Raw genomic sequence first — 22,308 nt, 5'->3', positions numbered from 1 at the left:
ATTGCGTGTACATCAGTTGCTGGAAGATCGCCCAGCCGATGGATAGTCAGGAGATATCGGCAGGCAGGGCGAGAGCTGAAACGGTTTTTTAGCCAATGTGGGATTGGCGGATGAGCGGTCATTACTCCCGATGTAGGCGCTCTTCACCCGTTGGGCAGGATGCTCAGGACCAGACACGATGCGGCATCCCGGCTGAGGTGGATGCGATTGTGGGCAATGCGCGGGTCGTGGGCCTGGCCCTCGGCTTCGCCGCTGTTGGGGTTGACGTCGAAGCGCGGGAAATTGCTACTGGAAATGTCCAGGCGCAGGCGATGGCCCTGCTTGAACAGGTTGCAGGTGGCAAATGGCTCGATGTTCACTTTCACCCGCTCGCCGGGTGTCAGCGGTTTGGGCTGCTCCCACGCGTCGCGATAACGGCAGCGGCGGATGCCGTCGGTGATGTTCATCGCAAAGCCTTGCGGGTAAGCGGCGCTCGGCGGGTAGACATCCACCAGCTTGGCGGTGAAGTCGGTGTCCGGCGCGTCGCTGTCGATCCATAGCTCGATCTGCACCGTGCCGGCGACGATCAGGTCTTCGGTCAGGGGCGCGGTCTCAAAGCTCAGCACATCGTCGCGCTCGCACAGGGGGCGATTGTCACCATGGGTGCCAAAAAAGTCCGCGCGCTCACGCTGGTCGAAGGCGCCACCGACGAAGATCGGCGCACCGGATGTCAGTGCGCCGCCCACGGTCGGCACCGGGTTGGCCGGGTCGGCGTAGTAACCCAGGACGGCCTCGTCAGCGCTGGGCGCAACCTCGGTCAATTGCCGTTGTTCATCCAGGTACAAGGTCAGCGCCTGGGTGCCGGGCAGCGGCCATTGCTCTGCCTGCAACCAGCGGCCGCCGTGTTGCAGGCGCCCCTTTTCATCCGGCAAGCCGCTGCCGCCGCCCATCAGGAACACCTGCACCTGGGCCTGCGGTGGCTGCGTCCCAGGCTTGAGGGACTGCTCGAACCATTGCAGGCGGCAACTCAACCAATCTTGCGCCACCTGGCCGTCAAACGCGGCCTGGGCGCCGAACTCCACATCGCCGCTATGGCTGATATTGCGGTCACCGTGCAACCACGGCCCCATGATCAACTGTTGCGGTGCACGGTTGGCGCGGGTGAACGCGGCGTAGTTGGCCAGGGTCGAGCTGACATAAGCGTCATACCAACTGGACATGAACAACACGGGAATATCCGGCAAGTCCGCGTAATGACCTTCGGCATAAATTCCCGACTTCTGCCAGTAGGGGCCGAAAGTGCCCTGGGCCCACTGCTCCAGCAGATAGGCTTCGTACTCGGGCACATGGCGCAACGGTGATTGGCCCGCCTGCCAGGGCATGCGGCGGAACCACTCATGGATGTCCTCGTCTTCCAGCGCCTGGCGTACTTGCGGGTCGGCCAGGGCTAGCGGGCTTTCCTTGGCCTGGCGAAAGGCCCAGGTAGCCTGCTTGAGTTCAAACGCACCGCCCTGGCGAATCCCGCATTGGTAGGCGTTGGCGAAGCCGCCGCTGTCGAGCACCATGCTGCTCAGGCCCGGCGGGTGCAGGCAGGCCATCGCCAGCTGGGTGTGGGCCGCGTAGGACAGGCCCATGCTGCCGATCTTGCCGTTGCACCATGGCTGGCGAACGATCCAGGCCAGGGTGTCGAAGCCGTCTTCGCCCTCGGCGGTGTATTTGGTGAACACCCCTTCGGAGGCGTAGCGCCCGCGGCAATCCTGGAATATCGCGACAAACCCCTGGGCGGTAAAACGCGCCGCCATCTGCTCGCGGGAGATGTGCTGGCCGTCGAGCTGTTTTTCCGAGCGCGACGGTTTGCGCTTGTCATAGGGCGTACGTTCGATCACCACCGGATACGGCCCTTCGCCGCCCGCCGGCAGGTAGATATCGGTGGCCAGGTGGATGCCATCGCGCATGGCGATCATCTGGTTGTGCAGGGTTTGCATAGGTAAAACACTCATCGGCTCAATATCCGGTTTGCACGGCAATGGCCAACAGCACCATCGCCAGCACCGCGTAGATCAGGAACAGCGGCAGGATGTAGCGCGCCCATTGGCCCCAGCCGACGTTGGCGGTGGCCAGCAGCACCAGCAGGCCGCTGGAGGTCGGGGTGATCATGTTGGTCAGGCCGTTGCCCATCAAAAAGGCAAACACCGTGGTTTGCGGGCTGACCCCGGACAACTGGCCCAGCGGCCCGAAGATCGGCATCGTCACCGCCGCCTGGCCTGAGGTGGACGGGATCAGCACGTCCAGCCCCAGTTGCGCGAAGAACATGCCGTAGGCCGAGACCACCGGCCCGTGGTCGCCCACCAGGTTGGCCAGGCTGTTGACGATGGTGTCCAGCACCTGGCCGGTGCTGAGGATGATTTCCACGGCGGTCGCCAGGCCGATCAATACGCCGGCGATCAGCACCTTTTTCATGCCATCGACAAACGCGCTGGCGGCAGTGCTGGCAGCCAGGCCGGCGATCACCGTAAAGGCCACGGTCAGCAGCAGGTAGAACGCCGACAGTTCATGGTATTTCCAGCCCCAGCGGTTCGAGGCATACACCAGGAAGCCGATTCCGCCGCCCAGCACCAGCAGGTTCAGCAGGTGGCGAATCGGCAGGGGTTTGCTTTCAAAGGTGATCTGCGCGCTGGCATCAAAGCCGTGCTTGCGAATGCTCCACAGCACAAACGCGATACCCACCAGCAGGAAGGTGCAGTAAGCGGCGACGCGCATGCTCAAGCCGCTGAAGATCGGCAGGCCGACCATCGGCTGGGCCACGGACAACGCCACCGGGTTGGAGATGGACGCCAGGTAGCCGATCTTCACCGAGATGGTGACGATGGCCAGGCCAATCAGGTTCGACAGCCCCAGGCGGTTAGCCATGGCCACCATCAACGGCACGATCAGGATGAACTCCTTGGCCAGCCCCATGAAGGTGCTGCCGGCGGAAAACACCAGCATCAGGCTCGGCACCAGCACGTAGATATTGCCCCGCGTCAGGCCCAGCAGGCGCTCCAGCCCGGCGTCGATTACCCCGGCCTTGTTCAGCACGCCGAACATGCCGCCGATGAACAGCACCATGAAAATCAGCGCCGCACGCTTTTCGATGCCTTGGGGGATGGCCATGAAGCCTTCCACCAACGACACCGGGCGCGCGGTTGTGTCGCCGGCCTTGCGTGGTTCCAGGGAGAACAGTTGGCTGAAGGAGTCCTGCTTTTCCAGCACCTGGTACGAGCCCGGCACCACCAGGCCATTGTGGCGCTGGAACTTGCCGGCATTCACCGCATAGGTGAAGGCGACGGCGAGCAGGACGATACTCAGCAGAATGATCGCCGGGTTGATTTGCTTGCGTTGCACGGGTTTGTCTGCGGCCGCCTCGGTGGGCGGCGGGGTACGGAGGATCTGCGGTTCGGTCATGCTGGCGGCCCCGGCGCGACCCCGTCTGGGCGGGGTGAGTGCGCTGTTATTGTTGTGGTGGGCGGACACTAGGGCAAAGCGCGCAGGCCCACAACGTTATGCGTGGGGCGGGTTGGGGTATGCGTTTTACACACAAATTGAGCGGTTCGGCTGGGAGGCTATGGTGTTGGCGCGGCTGTCATCGCCGGCAAACCGGCTCCTACAGTGGGGTGGCGAGGCGGCTTTTGAGGTGGTCGGCGAAGGCCGTTACCAACTGTGAGCGTGGCTCGTCGGCACGAAATGCCAGGCCAAATTCATAGGGCAACGCCGGGCGAAACGGCCGGCTGACAATCGGCAGATGCATGAAGTGGCTGGCCAGCAAACCATTGACGATCGACACCCCCAGGCCTTCGGCGACAAAGCTGCAGGCGGCGCCCACCGAGTGCACCTCGACCCGCACCTGGGGCGTCAGGTTGGCGGCGCGGAACATCTGGTTCAACTCGGTACGCACCGCCCGTTGCCGGCCCAGCATCACCAGCGGCACGTTGCGCAGATGCTGCACCTCGATGAACTCTTGGCGACTCAACGGGTGATCGGCTGGCATCACGCACACGCCTTCGGTGTGCAGCACCGGCTCGATATCGAAGTCGGGAATCTCGGTGGGCAGGCGCACAAAGCCCAGGTCGGCGGAGCGGTCCAGTACGGCGCGTTCGATCATGTCGTAGGAGCCGGTCAGCAGTTCGACCACGGTGTCGTCATGGTCCTTGAGAAAGTCCGCGACAATCCGCGGCAACAATTGCTGGGTCATGCTGGTGGGGACGCCGACCTTGAGCAGGCTTTTGCGCGAGCGGCCGACGCGCATTTCGTCGGCCAGACGCTGGATCCGCTGCATGCCGTCCACCAGGCCGGCGACCTCGGTGAGCAACTCCTCGGCCTCTGGCGTGGCCATCAGGCGGCCCTTTTTGCGCAGGAACAGGGCAAACCCCAGGGCGTCCTCCAACTGGCTCAACAGGCGGCTGACTGCAGACTGCGACAAGCCCATGCGCGTGGCCGCGCCGATGGTCGAGCCGGTGGACATGATCGCCTTGAAGGCTTCGAGTTGCTTGAGGTTCACCGTGGATTTCCTGTCGAAGGGCGGCTTTGCGCATAGCGTCATGCGCTTCTCGCATAACGTTGTGGGGCGTTCGGCAAGCCGTTAGTGTCCGCCCCAATGTGACCTGGCGTCCAGCCTGGCACACGGAGCAACTGCCCATAAAAATCGACAATACGGCATTGAGGAAACACTGATGCGTGAGCTTTTCACGAGAGGCGGCGTAGTTACCGCCGGCTTGCTGGCGAGTCTGTCGCCGGCGCTGATGGCCCAGGGGTTCTGGGAGGATTCCCAGGGCAAGCTGAGCCTGCGCAATTACTATTTCAACGACGGTTATCGCGACGGTGGCGAGGACCGCAAGGAGTGGGCGCAAGGCTTTCTGCTCAACCTGCAGTCGGGCTACACCGAAGGCACCGTGGGGTTTGGCCTGGATGCCCAGGGGCTGTCGGGGATCAAGCTCGACTCCAGCCGCACCCATGCGGGCACCGGTTTGTTGCCGGTCCATGATGATGGGCGCGCCGCCAATGAATTCTCCAGCCTCGGCGTGACCGCAAAAATGCGCATCGGCGCGGCCGTGGTGAAAACCGGCACCCTGTTGCCCAAGATCCCGGTGCTGGTGCACAACGATGGGCGCCTGCTGCCCCAGACATTTCGCGGCACCCAGGTCGAATACACGGGCATCCGCAACCTGTACCTGCACAGCGGGCACCTGGATCAATTCAAGCTGCGTAACTCCACCGACAGCGTGGATATTTATCCACAGGGCTACAGCGGCAAAAAAGGCAGCGACTTCGATTTCGCCGGCGCCACCTATGCCTTCACGCCTACGCTCAGTGGCACCTGGTACTACGGGGAAATGCGCGAATTCTATCGCCAGCAATTCCTCGGCCTGGTGCATAAGCAGCCGTTGGGCCCGGGCAGCCTGACCAGTGATTTGCGCTACTTCATCAGCAATGAAGCCGGCAAGGCGCGCAACGGCAAGGTCGACAGCGACATGTTCAGCGGCCTGTTCACCTATCGCCTGGGGCCGCAGGCACTGGGCGTGGGCTACCAGAAAGTCAGCGGCGATACCGCGCTGCCCTATGCCAGCGTGTCGACGGTGTACTCGTTCAGCAATGCTGGGGTCGGCAAGTTCATCCAGGCCGGTGAGCAAACCTGGATGCTGCGCTATGACTATGACTTCGCCGCCGTGCTGCCGGGCCTGAGCTTCATGACCCGTTACTACAAGGGCCAGAACGGCGACTTCAAGGGCCGCGAAGCGCGCGAGTGGGAGTCCGACACCCACCTGCGCTATGTGATCCAGGACAGCACCCTCAAAGGCCTGGGCGTGGAGTTGCGCAAGGCCACCTACCGTTCCACCTATGCCAGTGACCGCGATAACTACCGGGTCTACCTGACGTACGATCTGGCGCTCTGGTAGGCCTTACTGTTCGACAAACGAGTAGGGCCGGCTGCCCACGGTGATCTGCTTGAGAGCGGTGACCGGAGTCGTCAGTTGCTCGATACGGTCCAGCAACGCCACGTTGCCCGGCCTGGCATCGAGATAGGTGCGCAGTTGTGCCTCCGTCTGCAGGATCGGCAAGTTGCTCTGGGTGTAAAACACGCTGGCGCCGGCCACACGCTCGTTGGGCTGGTACAGCACCACCGTGTGGCCCTGGGCTTGTAATTCCTGGATTTGGCGGGTCAGCGGCACGAAGGATTCTCGCCGGTCGGCCTTGGGCGCATACCAGATAGCAGCGCCCAGGTAGCCGGCAATCACCACGGCAAACACGCCGCTGATCAAGCCACGGCGATAGGCGGGCACGCGGCTGAGCAGAACCGCGCCATATTCGGCCGCGAGGACCGCCGCCGCCGGGGTCAGGGCCATCAGATACACGATGCGTTTGCTGGAGGCGAAGGTCAGCAGGGTAAATTGCGCCACCAGCCACAGGCTGAAAAACAGCCGGTAACGATTGCTCGCCAGGCTTTTGCGAAAGTGCCACAGGCCCAGGTACACCAGGATATTCCACGGCAAAAAGGCTTCGGGCAATTTTGCGAGGTAGTAGTAGATCGGCTCGTAATGCCCGGCTTCGACGAAGGAGCCGCTGAAACGTCCGACACTGTTGGTCCACAACACCTCACCGACCGCCTGCATCCCACCCCGTTGATACAGAAACCCCAGCCAGATCAACAACGGCACCAGCGCCAGTAGGGTGTACATGCCGGGCCGCAGCCATTGGCCCGGTCGCACACGCTTGTCCAACAGGCTGGTGCAGGCCAGGTAGGCAAAAATCACAATGCCCGGCATCGCCAGGCCCAGCACGCCTTTGCTCAAGGTGGCGATGGTCATCCCCAAGGTAAACAGCAGCCATGTGCCGATATTGGCACCGGGCTGGGATTCCGCGCGGGTGGCCTGGTAGAACGCCAGCAGGGCCAGGGTCACGCCGAGGCTGAGCAGCGCATCCTCACCTACGCCGCGCACGTTGCTCCAGTAACTGGCCATGGTCGCCAGCACCAGCGCGGCGCCAAACGCCAGGGGCTTGGGCCGTCCGAAGCGGCGCAGCATGCCGTACAGCAGCATCACACTGAACAACCCGGCAAACGCCGAGGCCAGTCGTACCGCGCCGGTGCTGGCGCCAAACAGGCGAATCGCCCCGGCATCCAGCCATAGGCTCAGGGGTGGTTTTTCCAGGAACGGCTCAGCGAACAGGCGCGGCACCACCCAGTCATTATCCAGGTGCATGGCCATGGCAATCCCGGCCACCCGGGCTTCGGTGGAGCCTTGCAACTCATGATTACCCAGGGCCACGAAGAACAGCAGACCGGCAAGCAGCAGCAACAGCGGGGCAGGGCGTGTCATGGGGTGGGTTACCGGATGCTAGAGGGGGTAGTGTTGGAGTATACGAAGGCAATCCTTAACAAATTGTGAACGCAGAACCTGTTGTGGATTGGCCTGCCAAGTAGCCTTGAAGTGGTCGGTTCGCCGCCGCCAGGGAAACCTACCATTGCCAGGTCCCGATCCACACTGGAGCGGGCTTCCCGATAGGAGAACGCGATGAGTAACGATCCACAGGCAATCGTGGTGAGAGCCTTGCAACCCGAAGACTATGAGCAATGGCTGCAACTGTGGCTGGCCTACCAGGACTTTTATCAAGTCACCCTGGATGAGACCACTACCCGCACCGCCTTCAGTCGCTTGCTCGATGCCGATGAAGCCATGGCCTGCGCCGTGGCGGTACAGGGCGATGAGTTGGTCGGGCTGGTGCATGCGCTGTTGCATCGTTCGACCTGGGCGGTCGCTGATTTCTGCTACCTCGAAGACCTGTACGTGGCCCCCACCGTGCGCGGCGGCGGCACCGGCAAGCTGTTGATCGAATGGGTCCAGCGCTATGCGCAACACCACGGCTGCGCCCGGTTGTACTGGCATACCCAGCAGACCAATAAACGTGCGCAGAAACTCTACAACTGGATCGCCGAAGACTCGGGCTGCATCGAGTATCGGATGGCCCTGTAGCGCCCGCCCGCAACGCTCGCCGATATTGCTCGTGGACATATCGGCGGCTTCGCACAAAGATGCATGGTTTTTTAGCCCTTGGCCAAGTCAATGACCCACAACCTGGAACTGGACACGCTGAAGATCCGCCTGACGGACCCCAAGCTGGCCTCGCTGGATTTGCGGGTGCGGGTGCAACGGGTGCTGCGCCAGTTGATCCTCGAGGGCATCCTCGCGCCCGGCAGCCGTTTGCCCGCCACGCGCACGCTGTGCAAGTCACTGGGCATCTCCCGGGATACCGTGGAAATGGCCTACGTCCAACTGCAATTGGACGGTTACCTGTGTCGGCGCGAAGGCTCGGGCAGTTTTGTCTCCGAGAAAATCGGGCCGAGCCTGCTGGGGACGCGCAAGCGCCAGCCAGTGATGGCGAACCAGGCGGCGGCGCTGAGTGCCAGGGGCGCGCAGATCCTCGCCAGCGGCGGCGTTACCGACCAGCAAGTGGTCAAGGCGTTTGCCACGGGGCTGCCGGAAACGCGCACCTTTCCCGTGGGCATCTGGGAGCGCCTGCACCGCCAGGCATTGAAGGATTATCGCCCGAACCTGCTGTTGCACGGCGACCCGCAAGGCGCCGAACCCCTGCGCCAGGCCATCGCCGACTACCTGAACCTGGAGCGCGGCGCGCGGGTTACACCGGATCAGGTGCTGGTGCTGTCGAGTACGCGCCAGGCCCTGTATTTGTGCGCGCAGGTGCTGGTGGATGAAGGCCGGCCGATCCTGATGGAAGACCCCGGTTACTTCGGCGCCCGCAAGGCGTTTGAAATGGCCCAGCTCAAGGTGGTGCCGGTGGCGGTGGACGCCAAAGGCCTGTGTATCGACGCCTTGCGCGCCGACCGCAGTGGCGCCAATGCCGTGTATGTCACGCCGTCCCATCAATACCCCACTGGCGCCACCCTCGCGCTGGAACGGCGCCTGGACCTGATCGCCTGGGCCGAGCAGCGCCAAGGCTGGATCATCGAGGACGACTACGACAGCCAGTTTCACTACGAAGGCCTGCCGACCGCCTGTGTACAAGGCCTGGATAGTTACCAGCGCACGCTGTACCTCGGCACCTTCAGCAAATCCCTGTACCCCGGCTTGCGCATGGGCTTTATGGTGCTGCCCCGGGAGTTGGTCAAGCCCATGACTTACGCCCGCAGCATCCTCGACGGCCACACTCCGCAAATCGCCCAGTTGACCCTGGCGCGCTTTATGAGCGACGGGCATTTCGGCAGCCATATCCGCGCGATGCGCAAAGTCTACGGCGAGCGACGTGATGCCATGGCCGAGGCGGTCGGGCGCCACTTGAGCCATGTGGTCACCGCCAGCTTGCCGCCCGGGGGCTTGCAATTGCCTTGCGTGCTGCATGAGGGATGGTCGGAGCTGGAGACGATTCGCCAGGCGGCGCGGGTGGGTATCCAACTGCCTGGCCTCACGCGGCTCTACGCCCAGCCGCCGGCAAGGGGCGGCTGGCTGCTGGGGTTCTCGGCGCTGACGCCCGGTGAAATCGACAGCGCCAGCCGGCAATTGGCCAAGGTGCTCAAGGGTGGTCTGGTGCAAGGTCGGGAAGTGGACTGAACGGGCGGTCCGGTGCTTGTTAGCCTTTGCGGCCTCAACCAAAGGAATGCGCCATGAACCGACCCGCCCCACGCCTGCGCCTTGCCGACTACCTGTCACCGAGCATCAGCGCGCTGATTTCCGTCATCGTCAATTACGCCGGGACCTTTGTCCTGGTGTTCCAGGCCGCGCACCTGGCGCAACTGAGCGCGGCGCAAACCGCGTCCTGGGTCTGGTCGGTGAGTATTGGCGTGGGCGTGACCGGTGCGTGGTTGAGCTACCGCTATCGCGAGCCGATCATCACGGCGTGGTCGACGCCGGGGGTGGCCTTTCTGGCGACGGTCATGGCGTTTACGCCGTATGCCGAAGTGATCGGTGCCTATGTGATGTGCGCCATCGGTTTTATCGTGCTGGGCCTGAGCGGTGCGTTCGAGCGCTTGGTGCGGCTGATCCCCGGTGGCATTGCTGCGGGTTTGCTGGCGGGGATCCTCCTGCAATTTGGTGTGGCGGCGTTTGGCGGGGCCAACGCGGACCCGCTGCTGGTGATTGTCCTGGTGGTGTCCTACGCGGTGCTGCGCCGTTTCACTTCACGTTATGCGATGGTCGGAGTTCTGTTGATTGGCCTGGGGTTGCTGCTCGCCCAACAGCGGCTTGACCTGCACAGCCTGGAGCTGCAACTGGCCGCCCCGGTGTTTGAAATGCCGCACTTTTCCATCGCGGCGTTTTTTGGCGTGGCCTTGCCGCTGTTCGTGATTACCCTGACCGGGCAATACATCCCCGGCATGCTGGTGCTGCGCAACGACGGGTTCAAGACCAGCGCCAACCCGATCATCACTATCACCGGCCTGGGTTCTTTGCTGATGGCGCCGTTCGGCGCCCATGCATTCAACGTCGCAGCGATCACGGCGGCGATCTGCACCGGGCGCGATACCCATCAGGATCCGTCCAAACGCTACATCGCCGGGTTGGTGTGTGGGGCGCTGTACATCCTGGTCGGGGTGTTTGGCGTGACGCTGGCGACCTTGTTCATGGTCCTGCCACGCGCGTTTATCACCACTTTGGCGGGCCTGGCGCTGCTCGGGGCCATCGGTTCAAGCCTGGCCAATGCCATGGCCGATACACGCACCCGGGAAACCGCGTTGATCACCTTTTTGGCGACGGCGGCCAATGTCACGCTGCTGGGGATTGGCGGCGCGTTCTGGGGGCTGGTGGCGGGGTTGTTGGTGCATGGGGTGATTCACGGTGGGCGCGGGGTTCAGACGCGCGCGGCGGGCTAAAGGAGTTCGGCGCGTTTCACCGCGATACCCAACGGGCCGCTGAGCTTTTCGACCCTGACCTTGCCACCCGCCCGAAGCGCATCCGGGTGGCAGATTCTTATACGTTTTTCGAGTTCTCGATCGTAGACCTTTAACCCGCTACAGCCCTTGCCGCTGGAGGTGTATTCGTAGCTGGCGATGTAGGCGCCCGGCCTTGTGCTTGAAAAAAACACAAGCAATGACAACACGAAAAATTCGGCCACGGCGATAACGGCGAGCAGCGAGATCGCCTCTTGCAACGAGTCCATTATTGTAAATCTGAGGCGCGGACTCCTGCGCCGCACCCCCAGCACAAATGCCACCGCAGCCAATAGGGGCGATGTCACCAGGCAGATCATCACGCTCAACGTATTGAAGTACACGATGCGGTCGAGCCAGAACACCCATAACCCGATGGTTGCCACGAAAAGTACTACGCCCAGGCCGACGAGCAGGCGTGTAGAGGTCAGCGGTCTTCTCAATTCAAATGGCTTCCATGCAGTGAAGCAAAGGGGTAAACGCGACAGGCACTGTGTTTGGGTCGGATAAAACAGCAGGGAGTATAAACTTCTACTTGTCTCTAATGAGAAGTATTATCATACGCGCCTCCCGTCAGCTGCCAGTCCGGAAATCACCTCGATGGCCTCATCCTCTTCCTCCCACCGTGCTGTGGGTGAACTCTACGCCCAGCATCACGGCTGGGTGGTGCAGTTGCTGCGGCGCAAGCTGGGTGGGCAGGAGCAGGCACTGGACCTGGCTCAGGATACCTTCGTGCGCATCCTCAGCAGTGGGCCCTTGCCGCTGTTGCGTGAGCCGCGGGCTTATCTCACCACGGTCGCCAGCCGCCTGTGCGGCCAGTATTTTCGCCGCCAGGCCCTGGAGCGTGCGTACGAACAATCCCTGTTGATCCTCGAGCCGGAACACGCGCCGTCGCCGGAGACCCGCTTGTTGGTACTTGAAGCACTGGATGCGGTCGGGCAGGTGCTGGACGGGTTGGGGAGCAAGGTGCGGGAGATTTTCCTGCTGTCGCAGTTGGACGGCCTGACTTATCCACAGATCGCCGAGCAACTGGGCCTGACCGTGAATGTTGTGCAAAAGGCCATGCTCAAGGCCTATCGGCATTGTTACCTGGCGGTGTACCAGGCATGACGATGTTCCAGCCAACCGACGATCAATTGTTGGATGAATACGTGCTGGACCAGGCGCTGATGTGGATGGTCACCCTGCAATCGGGCGTCAGCGGCGCCGCCGAGCAACGCGCGTGTGCAGCCTGGCGCAATGCAAATCCCCAGCATGAACTGGCCTGGCAGCGCTTGACCGGCTTGAGCCGCGACCTGCGTAGCAGCACCGTTGCCCTGCCGGCGCCCGCCGCCCGCCAGTTGTTGCGGGCGCGCAGCCTGACCTCGCGGCGCACGCTGCTCAAGGGTTTCGCCGGCCTGGGGATGGCGGCGGCCATGGGCCTGGGTGTGCGCGAGCGCGTGGTGTTGCCGCAGTTGTTCAGTGACTACCGCACCACCACCGGCGAGCGGCGGCCCTTGCAGTTGGCCGGCGCTGGCGCGGTGCAACTGGACACCCAGACGGCGGTGGATGTGCGCGGCCCGCAATTGGCCCTGAACCAGGGACGCTTGCTATTGGCGACGGCGGCGGACACCTTCGTCGGCGTCAAGACCGCCCATGGCTGGGTGCGGCCGGTGGCGCTGTCGCGGCTGATCATCAGCCAGGATCTGCCAGGCCAGCGCGGGACCCTGGTGCAAGTGCTCGCAGGCCATGTCTGGATCGAACCGCAGCAAGGTGGCCGGGTGTCGATCGGCGCCGGCCAGCAGTTGGCCTTCGACAACCGCCAAAGCGGCCCGGCACAACCCCTTGCGCCCGCCGCCGATGCCTGGAGCCGTGGCTTGCTGATTGCCGAGCGCATGCCGCTGGCCCAGGTGGTCGATCAGCTCAACCGTTACCGGCGCGGGGTGTTGCGCTGTGACCCGGCGGTTGCCGGTCTGCAAGTCTCGGGTTCGTTCTCCCTCGACCGCCCTGATGCCAGCCTCGACCTGCTGGCCAAGGTGCTGCCGGTGCGCGTGCAGCGGGTCTTCGGCTACCTGGCGACGGTGGTGGCGGCCTAGGTAAAAAAATTCCATGGGGCCGGCAGTATTTGCCATCTCGTGCATCAAGACAGGGAAGACGCTGAATAAGAGCGCCCCCAACCTTTCACCACAGGACAGTCTTTATGCACAGCCGCGTCACTCCGCTTGCCAGCGCCCTGCGCGCCATAATCGTTGGTTTAACCGTGGCCACGGCCAGCCACGGCGCCATGGCCGCCACTGCACAACCGGCTACCGAACAGGCCCCGCGCCAGTCCTACGACATTGCTGCCGGCAGCCTGGACCGCGTGCTGGGTGCTTTCGGCAATCAGGCGGGCGTGATGATCGCCATCGATTCGGCGCTGGCCAAGGGTGTGCACAGCCAGGGCTTGCACGGCAGTTTTGCCCTGGCCGAGGGGCTTGAGCGCCTGCTGGCACCGCTGGGCCTGCAGGCCGAGTATGAGCAGGGCAGCTATCGCGTGGTGGCGCGGGCCGTCGCAGACGGGCAAGTGCAATTGCAGGCCACGCAGATCAGCGCCAACCAGTTGGGCTCGATCACCGAAGGCACTGGCTCCTACACCCCGGGCACGATTGCCACCGCCACGCGGATGGTGCTCACCCCACGGGAAACGCCGCAATCGATCTCGGTGGTCACGCGCCAGGTGATGGATGACTTCGGCCTCAATGCCATCGACGACGTGATGCGCCACACGCCCGGCATCACCGTGTCGACCTACGACACCGAGCGCACCAACTACTATTCCCGTGGTTTTTCCATCGTCAACTTCCAGTACGACGGCATCCCCACCCTGCGCGACGCCCAGTACTCGGCGGGGCAGACCCTGACCGACATGGCCCTGTATGACCGCGTCGAAGTGCTCAAGGGCGCCACCGGCCTGCTCACCGGCGCGGGCGGCCCGGGCGGTACCATCAACCTGATTCGCAAGAAGCCGACCTCGGAGTTCAAGAGCAGCATCGAACTGGGCGCCGGCTCCTGGGACAACTACCGCTCGCAGATCGACGTCAGCGGCCCGTTGACCGAAACCGGCAACGTACGCGGCCGGGCGGTGGCGGCGTACCAGGATAAAAAATCGTTCCTCGACCACTATTCGCGCAAGACCGGCGTTTACTACGGCATCCTTGAATTCGACCTTGATCCCGACACCCTGCTGACCCTGGGCGCCGACTATCAGGACAGCGACCCGAAAGGCTCCAGCTGGACCGGTACGCGGACCATCTTCGACCCGGCCGGCAACAAACTGGACCTGCCGCGCTCGTTCAACAACGGGCCGAAGTGGAGCAGTTGGGAGCAGTACACCCGCACCCTGTTCGCCACCTTGGAACACACCTTCGACAATGGCTGGGTGACCAAGGGCCAGTACAACCATCAGATCAACGGCTACAACGCGCCCCTGGGCTACATCTCCCAGGACTCCCTGACCGCCAGCTCGATCTTTGCGCGTAAATACACCGGCGAGACCACCAGTGACAGCGTCGATGTGTACGCGTCCGGGCCGTTTGAGTTGTTTGGTCGTGAGCATCAACTGGTGGTGGGCCAGTCGTTGTCCATCTCCAAATGGAAGGGCAAGGACTACGGCAGCGCGACCTATTTCGACAACTCCTACGACTTCTACAAGTGGCACGGCGAAGCCATCGAGCCGCTGTGGAACCAACCGACCAGGATCAGCGACGAAACCACGCGCCAGACCGGCAGCTACATCACCGGGCGCTTCAGCCTGATGGATGACCTGCACTTGCTGCTGGGCACGCGCATCGCCAACTACCAGGTCACGGGCACCAGCGACACCCGGGAAAGCGGCAAGGTCGTGCCCTATGCCGGCCTGACCTACGACCTCAACGACAACTTCACGGCCTACGCCAGCTACACCGAAATCTTCCAGCCACAAACCCAGTATCGCGACCGTACGCGCACCATGCTTGATCCCAACGAAGGCAAGAACTACGAACTGGGCCTCAAGAGTGAGTTCTTCGACGGGCGCCTGAACGCCAGCCTGGCTTACTTCGAGGTCCACGAAAAAAATCGCCCGGTTGCTGATACGGCCTACAACTCCCAGCCGGGCGTGGACTACTCCTACATCGGCACTAAAACCGAGACCAAGGGCTACGAAGCGGAAATCTCCGGTGAACTGAGCCCCGGCTGGCAGCTACAGGCCGGCTACACCCACAAGATCGCCCGCGATGCCGACAAGAAAAAGGTCGCCACCTGGGAGCCGGAAGATCAACTGAGTTTCTACACCAGCTACAAACTCCAGGGCCGCCTGGACAAACTCACCCTGGGCGGTGGCGCGCGTTGGCAGGCTGCCGGTTGGCAAAACGTCAACAACCCCGGCACGCGCCAGAGCGAAAAATTCACCCAGGACCCGTACTGGCTGGTGGACCTGATGGCCCGTTATCAACTGACGGAAAACCTGTCGGCCACGCTCAACGTCAACAACCTGTTCGACAAGGCGTACTACACCAACATCGGCTTCTATGACTCGGCGTATTACGGCGACCCGCGCAATGTGATGGTGACTACGCGCTGGGATTTCTAGGCCGCAAACGTCCCTGAAAACACCCATTCAACCGGCCCGGTAAGCATCACCGGGCCGGTGCCACGCCATTGCACCGTGACGCTGCCCCCATCACATTCAACCTCAACGCAATCGTCCAGCAGCCCCCGACGTATCCCATTGATCGCCGCACCACACGAGCACGAGCCAGACCCCAACGGCACGCCACCACCGCGCTCCCAAATGCGCAGCCGGATATGCCGGCGGTTGATGACTTTGACGAAATGCACATTCGTGCGCGCGGGAAACAGCGGGTTGGTTTCAATCAACGAGCCGACGGCCGCGATGTCAATGTTCGCCAGATCATCGACAAAATAGGTGCAGTGCGGATTACCCATGCTGCATGCGGTGGGCTCTCCGGCCAGTGGCAGCCGTAGGCTATCCATGGCCGTGGCCAAGGGGATCTGCGACCAGCCGAGCAGCGGTTCGCCCATGCTCACGGTAATCGCGCCGCTGCTGGTTTGTTCGCAGGTAAGCAGGCCACGGTTGGTTCGCAGTATCACCGAGGTGCTGTTGGATTCGCGCATCAAGCGCTGGGCAACCCCTCGCGTGGCGCTGCCACAGGTATCCAGCGCAGAACCATCGGCATTCCAGAACTCCACCCGCGCCTGTGCATCGTCGCAATCGAGCATCACCGCCAGTTGGTTGAAGCCAACCCCACGGTGGCGATCCCCCATGCGCTTGGCCAGGGCGCTGGTGATAGGGTTGGTGGCGTTGCGTGCGTCGACAACGACAAAATCATCGCCATTGGCGTGCATCTTGTGAAAGTTCAGCGGCATGGCGAAGTCCTGAGGTCAGCGTGATTTGCGCGCGGGTAGAGGCGTCAATTGTCCGCTTGCTCGACCAGCCAGTCGATCAGCGCCTTGAGCCGTCTGGGCAGGGTTTCGTGGGCGGGGTGGACCAGGTAGTAACCGTAATTGACCGCCTCGCTGAACCCGCCGAACGGCAGTACCAACTCGCCATCCTGCACGCGCTTGCGCACCAGTTGCTCGCGGCCGATGGCGACGCCCGCGTGGTTGATTGCCGCGAGGGTGCTCAAGTCGGAGCGGTCAAAGGTCATGAAGCGGCTTGGCAATGGGCTGCTGTCGCCCACCGCATCCAGCCATAAACGCCATTCTGCATCGAATGAAATGTTGTCCCATGCCGCCACATCGTGCAGCACCGTGCACTGTGCCAAGCGTTCCGGGTGCCCCATCAGGCCATGGGCCTGGGCATATTGCGGGCTGCACACCGGGGCAATCCGCTCGGGCATCAGGCGCAGGCTTGCCAGGCCCGGATGCTCGCCGTTGGAGTAGCACAGCACCAGGTCAATGCGCCGGGTGCGATAGTCGATCGGTTCGTTGCCGACCCGCACATCCAGTTGAATCCCGGGGTAGCGGGCGGTGAAATCGGCCAGCCTTGGCACCAGCCAGCATTGCGCGACGGAAGGCCTGGCGTAGAAGCACAGCTGGCCTTCGATCTGCGTATCGGAACGCTCCTGCACGGCCTCGGACAGGGTGTCCATGGTGTGCTGCATGACCTTGAAAATGCGCTCGCCGTCATCGGTCAGGTCGACCTTGCGCGGCAAGCGATGGAACAGCTTGAGCGACAGTTCTTCTTCCAGGCGCGCTATGCGGTGACTGACCGCACTGGCGGTCAGGCACAGTTCGTCGGCGGCGCGGGCGAAGCTGAGGTGGCGGGCGGCGACCAGGAACGTATGCAGGTTGGACAGGTGGGCGCCGTTGAGCTTGGGCGCTTTGCTCAGGCCAAGTACTGCCATGTGGGTATCCCTCTTCGCGTCAGCCGCCGGCGATCAGCGGTGGATTGTCGTTTGCAGAGCACGCCCCTTATCCAGATAAGTCGCGTACTCCTGCGCAGGTACCATGCTGCCGCCGGTACCCCAGATCAAGTGCGTGGCGTTGGCCAGTTGTGCGGCACCGACGCCAATGCGCTGCAAATACTGCGCGTCCTTGAGTACCCGCACAATGCCTGGCGCGCCGGCCAGGGCCGAAGGTTCGAGTTTTACCCCTTCAAGGTCGTGGGCGAGGAACATCAGGCGGTAGAGCTCTTCGTCGGTGACGGTGTAGTAGCCATCGATCAGGCGCTGCATCGCCTTGCCGACGAAGCCGGAGGGGCGGCCCACTGCCAGGCCGTCAGCCGCGGTGACGTTGTCGATGCCGAAGTCCTGCACGCTCACCTGGTCGTGCAGCCCGCTGTACACGCCGAGCAGCATGCATGGGGAGTGGGTCGGCTCGGCAAACACACAATGCACCGCATCGCCAAACGCCAGCTTCAAGCCAAACGCCACGCCACCAGGGCCGCCGCCAACACCGCAGGGCAGATACACGAACAGCGGGTGCTCGGCGTCTACCCGCACGCCCGCCACGTCGAATTGCCGGGCCAGGCGCTCGGCGGCCACGGCATAGCCGAGGAACAGGTGGGGCGAGTTTTCATCGTCGATGAAATAGCAGGCCGGATCGTTTTGCGCCTGCAGGCGGCCGTTTTCCACGGCAACGCTGTAGTCAGAGGCGTATTCCACCACCGTCACGCCGCTGGCGCGCAGTTTGTCCTTCTTCCATTGGCGGGCATCGGAGGACATGTGCACCGTCGCCTGGAAACCCAGCTTGGCGCTGATGATGCCGATGGACAGGCCCAGGTTGCCGGTGGAGCCCACGGCGATTTTGTAATGGCTGAAAAACGCCAGTGCGCGCTCGCTGGCCAAGGCTGCGTAGTTGTCGTCGAGGGTGATCAGGCCTGCCTGCAGGGCCAGGTCTTCGGCGTGCTTGAGCACTTCATGGATACCGCCACGGGCCTTGATCGAGCCGGAGATCGGCAGGTCGCTGTCTTTTTTCAGCCACAGCGCGCCGCTGTCGGGGAGGGCGGCCTCGCTCAACAGCGCGTGCTGCATGGCCTTCAGCGGCTGGATCGCGGACTCGATGATGCCGCCCGCCGCCGCCGTCTCCGGGAACACCTTGGCGAGATAGGGCGCGAAGCGAAGCAGGCGCGCGCTGGCGTCTTGTACATCGTCCAGGGTCAGGCCGACATCCCCCAGCCCTACAGCGGCCGGGGCGATCGCGGGGTTGAACCAACTGACCGGCTCAAGCGCGACCAGTTGCTGGATAACGGGATGACTTGCATACCAGGCGTCTAGGGTTTTGCCTTGAATCATGGGAACTGCCTTTGGGGTGGGGTTCATCACACAAACCGGGAAAGAATCAGGGTAAAGACCAGGGCCGCTACCGAGGCGAGCACGGTGGCGCCGGTGAATTTCTTGAGGGCCTCGGAGAGGGAAATCCCCAGGTACTCTTTTACGACCCAGAACGCCGAGTCGGTCACGTGGGTCCAGCCGATGGCGCCGGCACCGATGGCGATCACCAGGATCTCGGGGCTGTATTGCGGGTTCTGTCCGAGGATCGGCAGCACCATGCCGGCGGTGCTGATCATGGCGACGGTGGCCGAGCCCACGGCGAAGTGCATCAGCCCGGCGATCAGCCACGCCAGGAGGATCGGGTTGATGTTGGACTGGCCCAGCACGTCCGCCAGGACTTTGCCGATGCCGCTGCCGACCAGCATGTCGTTGAACGCCCCACCTGCACCGATCACCAGCAAAATGCCGGCCAGTGGCGGGAAGCAGCGGTGGGTCAGGTCAAGCAGGTCGCCCATGTCCAGCCCACGGCGGAGGCCCAGGGACCAGTAGGCAAAGCAAATCGACAGTACGAGCGCAATCAGCGGGTTGCCTATAAAAGATACCCACTCAAACGCCATCGAGCCTTTGGCCAGCAAGGGGGTGGCCAGGGTTTTGCCCACCATCAGCGCCAAGGGCAACAGCACGGTGATCATCGCGATCGCGAAGCTGGGGGATTGGCTGTCGTCGATGTTCCCTTCGCCGCGCTCGGCCAGGAACTGCGCCTGGCCGGCCGGGGCCTGCCGCGCGCAGGTCAGCTTGACCCAGATCGGCCCGGCGATCACGGCGGTCGGCAACCCGACGATCAGCCCGTACAGAATCACCTTGCCGATATCGGCATTGAGCATGCCGGTAATGGCCGTGGCGGCAGGGTGCGGCGGCAGGATGCAGTGCACCACCATCAGCGAGGTCGCTAGCGGCACGCCCAGGTACAGCAGGTTGATCCGGGTCTGACGGGCAACCACATAAATCAGCGGGATCAGCAGCACAAATCCCACCTCGAAGAACACCGGAATCCCGGCAATAAAGCCCACCAGCATCATCGCCCACGCGGCGTTCTGCTCACCCAGCAGCCGTAGCAGCGTGGTCGCAATGCGCTTGGCGCCGCCAGACTCTTCCAGCAACTTGCCGAGAATACTGCCCAACCCAATGATGCCGGCGAGAAAGCCGAGCGTGCTGCCCATGCCCTTCTCAAATGCCGAGACAATCGCGGTGGGAGTCATGCCCGTGCCGACCCCCACCAGCAGGCTGGCGGCGATCAGGGCGAGGAATGGATGGACGCGACATTTACCGATCAGCATGACGATCAACAGGATTGACGCGCCGAGGATCAATAGAGAAAAGGTAGGGGACATGGGTGGGTCTGCTCCATCGCAGTTATTGTTAGTTGTTTGCGAGGGATTAGATTTCAGGCCTATGGCGGGGACAAACGATGATTCGTCAGGCGCTAGTTGAAGCCTGTTCACTTATGGCCAGGGGCTGGCGATTGCTCGACAATGCGCGGCGCCTGCGCAATCGTCAGGCCCTTACAGGAGTTCGAGCACTTGAAAGCATTACTGTTAACCGGATGTATTGCCCTGGCCCTGACGGGTTGCACCTTCACCGGCGTCAATGAAATCGCTCCCGGCCAATACATGATCACCAGCCACGGCAGCATCTTTAACTCCCGCGAAGGCTTGTTGGAAAACATCAACCAAAAGGCCGCCAAGGCCTGTGATGGCAAGCCATATCATCTGGAAGGTGATACCGGGGCCAATATGGTGGTTGCCACGCAGACGCATATTGGCAGCACGCCGACCACCGTCTTGGGGTTGAAGGCTGTTTGTGAAGAGGGCGGTCAGTAACCTGGCGGTGTACCGGGGATTACCCCGCGCAGCACCATTCGCGTAATAGTCGCGGCCGCGCACGCATAGTTGGCGTCGTCGGGTGTTGGCTTGCCGGTAATCAACGACATCTGCCAGCCGAGGTTGGTGTAGGTCCGCGTTGCCGACCAGATGAACAGCATCAAGTGTTCCGGATCAAAAGGGCCGAGCAGGCCACGGTCGATCCAGTTGCGCAGGCATTCGACATTACGCCGCACCTCGGCCTGGAGCAGGTCCCTGCATTCATCCGGGAGTTGCTTGCCTCCAAGTAGCAGTTCGTGGCTGAAGACCTTCGAGGTCAGCGGGTTTTGCTCAAGGATGCGAATCCTGGCATGGACATAGGCCTGTAGTGCCACCACCGGATCGTCGCTGGCGCGCAGTTCTGCAGACGCCTGGAGCAGGGGCTCTACAAAGCTGAGCAGCACCTGGGCGTACAGGTTTTCTTTACTGTGGAAGTAGTAATAGAGGTTTGCCTTAGGGACCCCGGCGCGTGCGGCGATGGTGCGGGTCTGGGTCGCGTCGAAGCCTGTGGCGGCGAATTCCTCGCAGGCAGCCTGCAGGATCACACGTTGATGATGCTCACGGGTGCGGCAACGCTCGGCACCGTCTTGCGCGCTAGAGGTGGTCATGATGAGGGCTCATGGCTGTATCATTGACGAATATCGCAATATACAAAACTACATAGCGAATGACCTGCGCTTTCTAACAGCGGCAGGTTTTATGAAGACTTACCCAAGGACACCCCATGACACATGACATCGAGCAAGCGGTTCTGTTGTTTTCCTACGGCACCTTGCAGGACAAGGCCGTGCAGCTGTCCAATTTTGGCCGCGAATTGAAGGGCCGCCCCGATACGCTGCCCGGTTACACGCAACAACTGGTCGAAATCACCGACCCCGCGGTGTTGGCCGCTAGTGGGAAAACCCATCATCCCATCGTGCAGGAGAGCGCCAACCTGCAGGATGAAATCGCCGGCACTGTTTTCGAGATTACCCAGCAGGAACTGATTGCCGCCGATGCCTACGAGGTGGCGGACTACAAACGAGTCAGCGTGGCCCTCAAATCGGGCAGCCGGGCCTGGGTGTATGTACGGGCTTGAGCCTGCTGCGCGAATCGCTGTCGTTGTCTTTACACAGCGCTAAGCGTAATGATGGCTGGAATTCTTAACTGAAAAGTCAAAAAAGGCCTCTCTCATGAAAGTCAGTGCACGCAACGTATTCAACGGCCGTGTCAGCCAGGTCCAGGCAGGGGCCGTCAACGCCGAAGTGGTATTGACCCTACCGGGCGGCGAGCAACTGGTTGCCGTGGTGACCATGGAAAGCATCCGCAACCTCGGAATTGCGGTGGGTAAAGACGCAGTCGCCCTGATCAAGGCACCGTGGGTGATGCTGATGACCGAATCCAGCGACATTCGCCTGTCGGCGCGCAACTGCCTGGAAGGCAAGGTGTTGAGCGTCAACGATGGTGCGGTCAACGCTGAAGTAGTTATCGAGCTGGCAGGAGGGTCGAAGGTCTACTCCATCGTCACCCGCGATGCCGTTGCAGAGCTGGGGCTGATGCCGGGCGTTGGTGCTACTGCGGTGATTAAGGCTTCGCATATTATTTTGGGGGTGCGGGGTTGAGGTTTTTTTTGGGGGGGGGGGGGATAGGATTAATTGTGGGGTGAAAAAAAGACGTTCTTGGGCGTCTTTAGATGATGAAGTGGTGGGCCGGCGTAAGTTGAGTTGAGTCTTTAAGTTTTAATTTTGGCTGGAGTATTACATTCCACGAGATCACTTGTGTGCGA

The 22,308-nt window shown here is 62.3% G+C and carries 20 protein-coding genes; 10 read left to right on the top strand and 10 right to left on the bottom strand.

The window, feature by feature from the left end; all coding sequences use genetic code 11:
• Window positions 1-143 precede the first annotated feature (143 nt).
• The 3 genes from HBO19_RS25375 to HBO19_RS25365 all read right to left on the bottom strand — a co-directional run bounded on the left by HBO19_RS25375 (window position 144) and on the right by HBO19_RS25365 (window position 4,516).
• Window positions 144-1,964, bottom strand: coding sequence for a CocE/NonD family hydrolase (locus HBO19_RS25375; RefSeq protein ID WP_170058545.1), 1,821 nt, complete (start codon window positions 1,962-1,964; stop codon window positions 144-146).
• Between the two features lie 19 nt (window positions 1,965-1,983).
• Window positions 1,984-3,423, bottom strand: coding sequence for a Na+/H+ antiporter NhaC family protein (locus HBO19_RS25370; protein ID WP_169955116.1), 1,440 nt, complete (start codon window positions 3,421-3,423; stop codon window positions 1,984-1,986).
• A 199-nt stretch (window positions 3,424-3,622) separates the two neighbouring features.
• The gene (locus HBO19_RS25365) at window positions 3,623-4,516 is read right to left on the bottom strand and encodes a LysR family transcriptional regulator (RefSeq protein ID WP_170058532.1); all 894 of its coding nucleotides are present in this window, start codon (window positions 4,514-4,516) and stop codon (window positions 3,623-3,625) included.
• A 241-nt stretch (window positions 4,517-4,757) separates the two neighbouring features.
• Here HBO19_RS25365 and HBO19_RS25360 point away from each other — a divergent pair, with 241 nt between their 5' ends.
• The gene (locus HBO19_RS25360; RefSeq protein ID WP_262381132.1) at window positions 4,758-5,912 is read left to right on the top strand and encodes an OprD family porin; all 1,155 of its coding nucleotides are present in this window, start codon (window positions 4,758-4,760) and stop codon (window positions 5,910-5,912) included.
• Between the two features lie 3 nt (window positions 5,913-5,915).
• On the opposite strand, the gene HBO19_RS25355 is transcribed toward HBO19_RS25360, so the two are convergent.
• Entirely contained in the window at window positions 5,916-7,331 is a 1,416-nt protein-coding gene (locus tag HBO19_RS25355) for a glycosyltransferase family 39 protein (protein WP_170058531.1), read from the bottom strand.
• Window positions 7,332-7,526: 195 nt separating this feature from the next.
• Between HBO19_RS25355 and HBO19_RS25350 the strand changes: the two genes are divergently transcribed.
• The 3 genes from HBO19_RS25350 to HBO19_RS25340 all read left to right on the top strand — a co-directional run bounded on the left by HBO19_RS25350 (window position 7,527) and on the right by HBO19_RS25340 (window position 10,834).
• Complete coding sequence (locus tag HBO19_RS25350) at window positions 7,527-7,985, top strand: GNAT family N-acetyltransferase (RefSeq protein WP_169955112.1); 459 nt, start codon at window positions 7,527-7,529, stop codon at window positions 7,983-7,985.
• Between the two features lie 90 nt (window positions 7,986-8,075).
• Complete coding sequence (locus tag HBO19_RS25345) at window positions 8,076-9,578, top strand: PLP-dependent aminotransferase family protein (RefSeq protein ID WP_170058530.1); 1,503 nt, start codon at window positions 8,076-8,078, stop codon at window positions 9,576-9,578.
• A gap of 53 nt (window positions 9,579-9,631) precedes the next feature.
• Entirely contained in the window at window positions 9,632-10,834 is a 1,203-nt protein-coding gene (locus tag HBO19_RS25340; RefSeq protein ID WP_170058529.1) for a benzoate/H(+) symporter BenE family transporter, read from the top strand.
• Here HBO19_RS25340 and HBO19_RS25335 read toward each other — a convergent pair.
• On the bottom strand, window positions 10,831-11,334 hold the full coding sequence (locus HBO19_RS25335; protein ID WP_170058528.1) for a hypothetical protein: 504 nt from the start codon (window positions 11,332-11,334) through the stop codon (window positions 10,831-10,833). The two genes, HBO19_RS25340 and HBO19_RS25335, sit on opposite strands and share 4 nt — an antisense overlap.
• Before the next feature lie 157 nt (window positions 11,335-11,491).
• Between HBO19_RS25335 and HBO19_RS25330 the strand changes: the two genes are divergently transcribed.
• The 3 genes from HBO19_RS25330 (at window position 11,492) to HBO19_RS25320 (ending at window position 15,479) form a co-directional block, all read left to right on the top strand.
• The gene (locus HBO19_RS25330; protein WP_057440199.1) at window positions 11,492-12,001 is read left to right on the top strand and encodes a sigma-70 family RNA polymerase sigma factor; all 510 of its coding nucleotides are present in this window, start codon (window positions 11,492-11,494) and stop codon (window positions 11,999-12,001) included.
• A gap of 2 nt (window positions 12,002-12,003) precedes the next feature.
• Window positions 12,004-12,966: a DUF4880 domain-containing protein gene (locus tag HBO19_RS25325; RefSeq protein WP_346266513.1), complete on the top strand. Its 963-nt coding sequence runs from the start codon at window positions 12,004-12,006 to the stop codon at window positions 12,964-12,966.
• Window positions 12,967-13,070: 104 nt separating this feature from the next.
• Window positions 13,071-15,479, top strand: coding sequence for a TonB-dependent siderophore receptor (locus HBO19_RS25320; RefSeq protein ID WP_170058526.1), 2,409 nt, complete (start codon window positions 13,071-13,073; stop codon window positions 15,477-15,479).
• Here the strand turns inward: HBO19_RS25320 and dapF are convergent.
• Genes dapF through HBO19_RS25300 form a run of 4 tightly spaced genes read right to left on the bottom strand, consistent with a single transcriptional unit; the run spans window position 15,476 to window position 20,015 of the window.
• Entirely contained in the window at window positions 15,476-16,276 is an 801-nt protein-coding gene (dapF, locus tag HBO19_RS25315) for a diaminopimelate epimerase (RefSeq protein WP_170058525.1), read from the bottom strand. The genes HBO19_RS25320 and dapF overlap by 4 nt on opposite strands.
• A gap of 44 nt (window positions 16,277-16,320) precedes the next feature.
• On the bottom strand, window positions 16,321-17,256 hold the full coding sequence (gene dsdC, locus HBO19_RS25310) for a DNA-binding transcriptional regulator DsdC (protein ID WP_169955105.1): 936 nt from the start codon (window positions 17,254-17,256) through the stop codon (window positions 16,321-16,323).
• Between the two features lie 33 nt (window positions 17,257-17,289).
• Window positions 17,290-18,645, bottom strand: a complete 1,356-nt coding sequence (locus HBO19_RS25305; protein ID WP_170058524.1) for a D-serine ammonia-lyase — start codon at window positions 18,643-18,645, stop codon at window positions 17,290-17,292.
• A gap of 26 nt (window positions 18,646-18,671) precedes the next feature.
• Entirely contained in the window at window positions 18,672-20,015 is a 1,344-nt protein-coding gene (locus HBO19_RS25300) for a gluconate:H+ symporter (RefSeq protein WP_170058523.1), read from the bottom strand.
• Window positions 20,016-20,204: 189 nt separating this feature from the next.
• Between HBO19_RS25300 and HBO19_RS25295 the strand changes: the two genes are divergently transcribed.
• Entirely contained in the window at window positions 20,205-20,504 is a 300-nt protein-coding gene (locus HBO19_RS25295) for a hypothetical protein (protein ID WP_169955102.1), read from the top strand.
• On the opposite strand, the gene HBO19_RS25290 is transcribed toward HBO19_RS25295, so the two are convergent.
• Complete coding sequence (locus HBO19_RS25290; protein WP_170058522.1) at window positions 20,498-21,151, bottom strand: TetR/AcrR family transcriptional regulator; 654 nt, start codon at window positions 21,149-21,151, stop codon at window positions 20,498-20,500. The two genes, HBO19_RS25295 and HBO19_RS25290, sit on opposite strands and share 7 nt — an antisense overlap.
• A 116-nt stretch (window positions 21,152-21,267) precedes the next feature.
• Between HBO19_RS25290 and HBO19_RS25285 the strand changes: the two genes are divergently transcribed.
• Both HBO19_RS25285 and HBO19_RS25280 read left to right on the top strand, forming a co-directional pair.
• Window positions 21,268-21,621 carry a gamma-glutamylcyclotransferase family protein gene (locus HBO19_RS25285; protein WP_169955100.1) on the top strand — a complete coding sequence of 118 codons (354 nt, stop codon included), beginning with the start codon at window positions 21,268-21,270 and terminating at the stop codon, window positions 21,619-21,621.
• Window positions 21,622-21,715: 94 nt separating this feature from the next.
• Window positions 21,716-22,144 (top strand): TOBE domain-containing protein, encoded by a 429-nt coding sequence (locus HBO19_RS25280; protein WP_170058521.1) that lies wholly within the window; start codon window positions 21,716-21,718, stop codon window positions 22,142-22,144.
• Window positions 22,145-22,308 lie beyond the last annotated feature (164 nt).

This window comes from Pseudomonas sp. WS 5021, assembly GCF_012985535.1.
GTDB lineage: Bacteria > Pseudomonadota > Gammaproteobacteria > Pseudomonadales > Pseudomonadaceae > Aquipseudomonas.
This window is presented reverse-complemented; position numbering and strand designations above follow the sequence as displayed.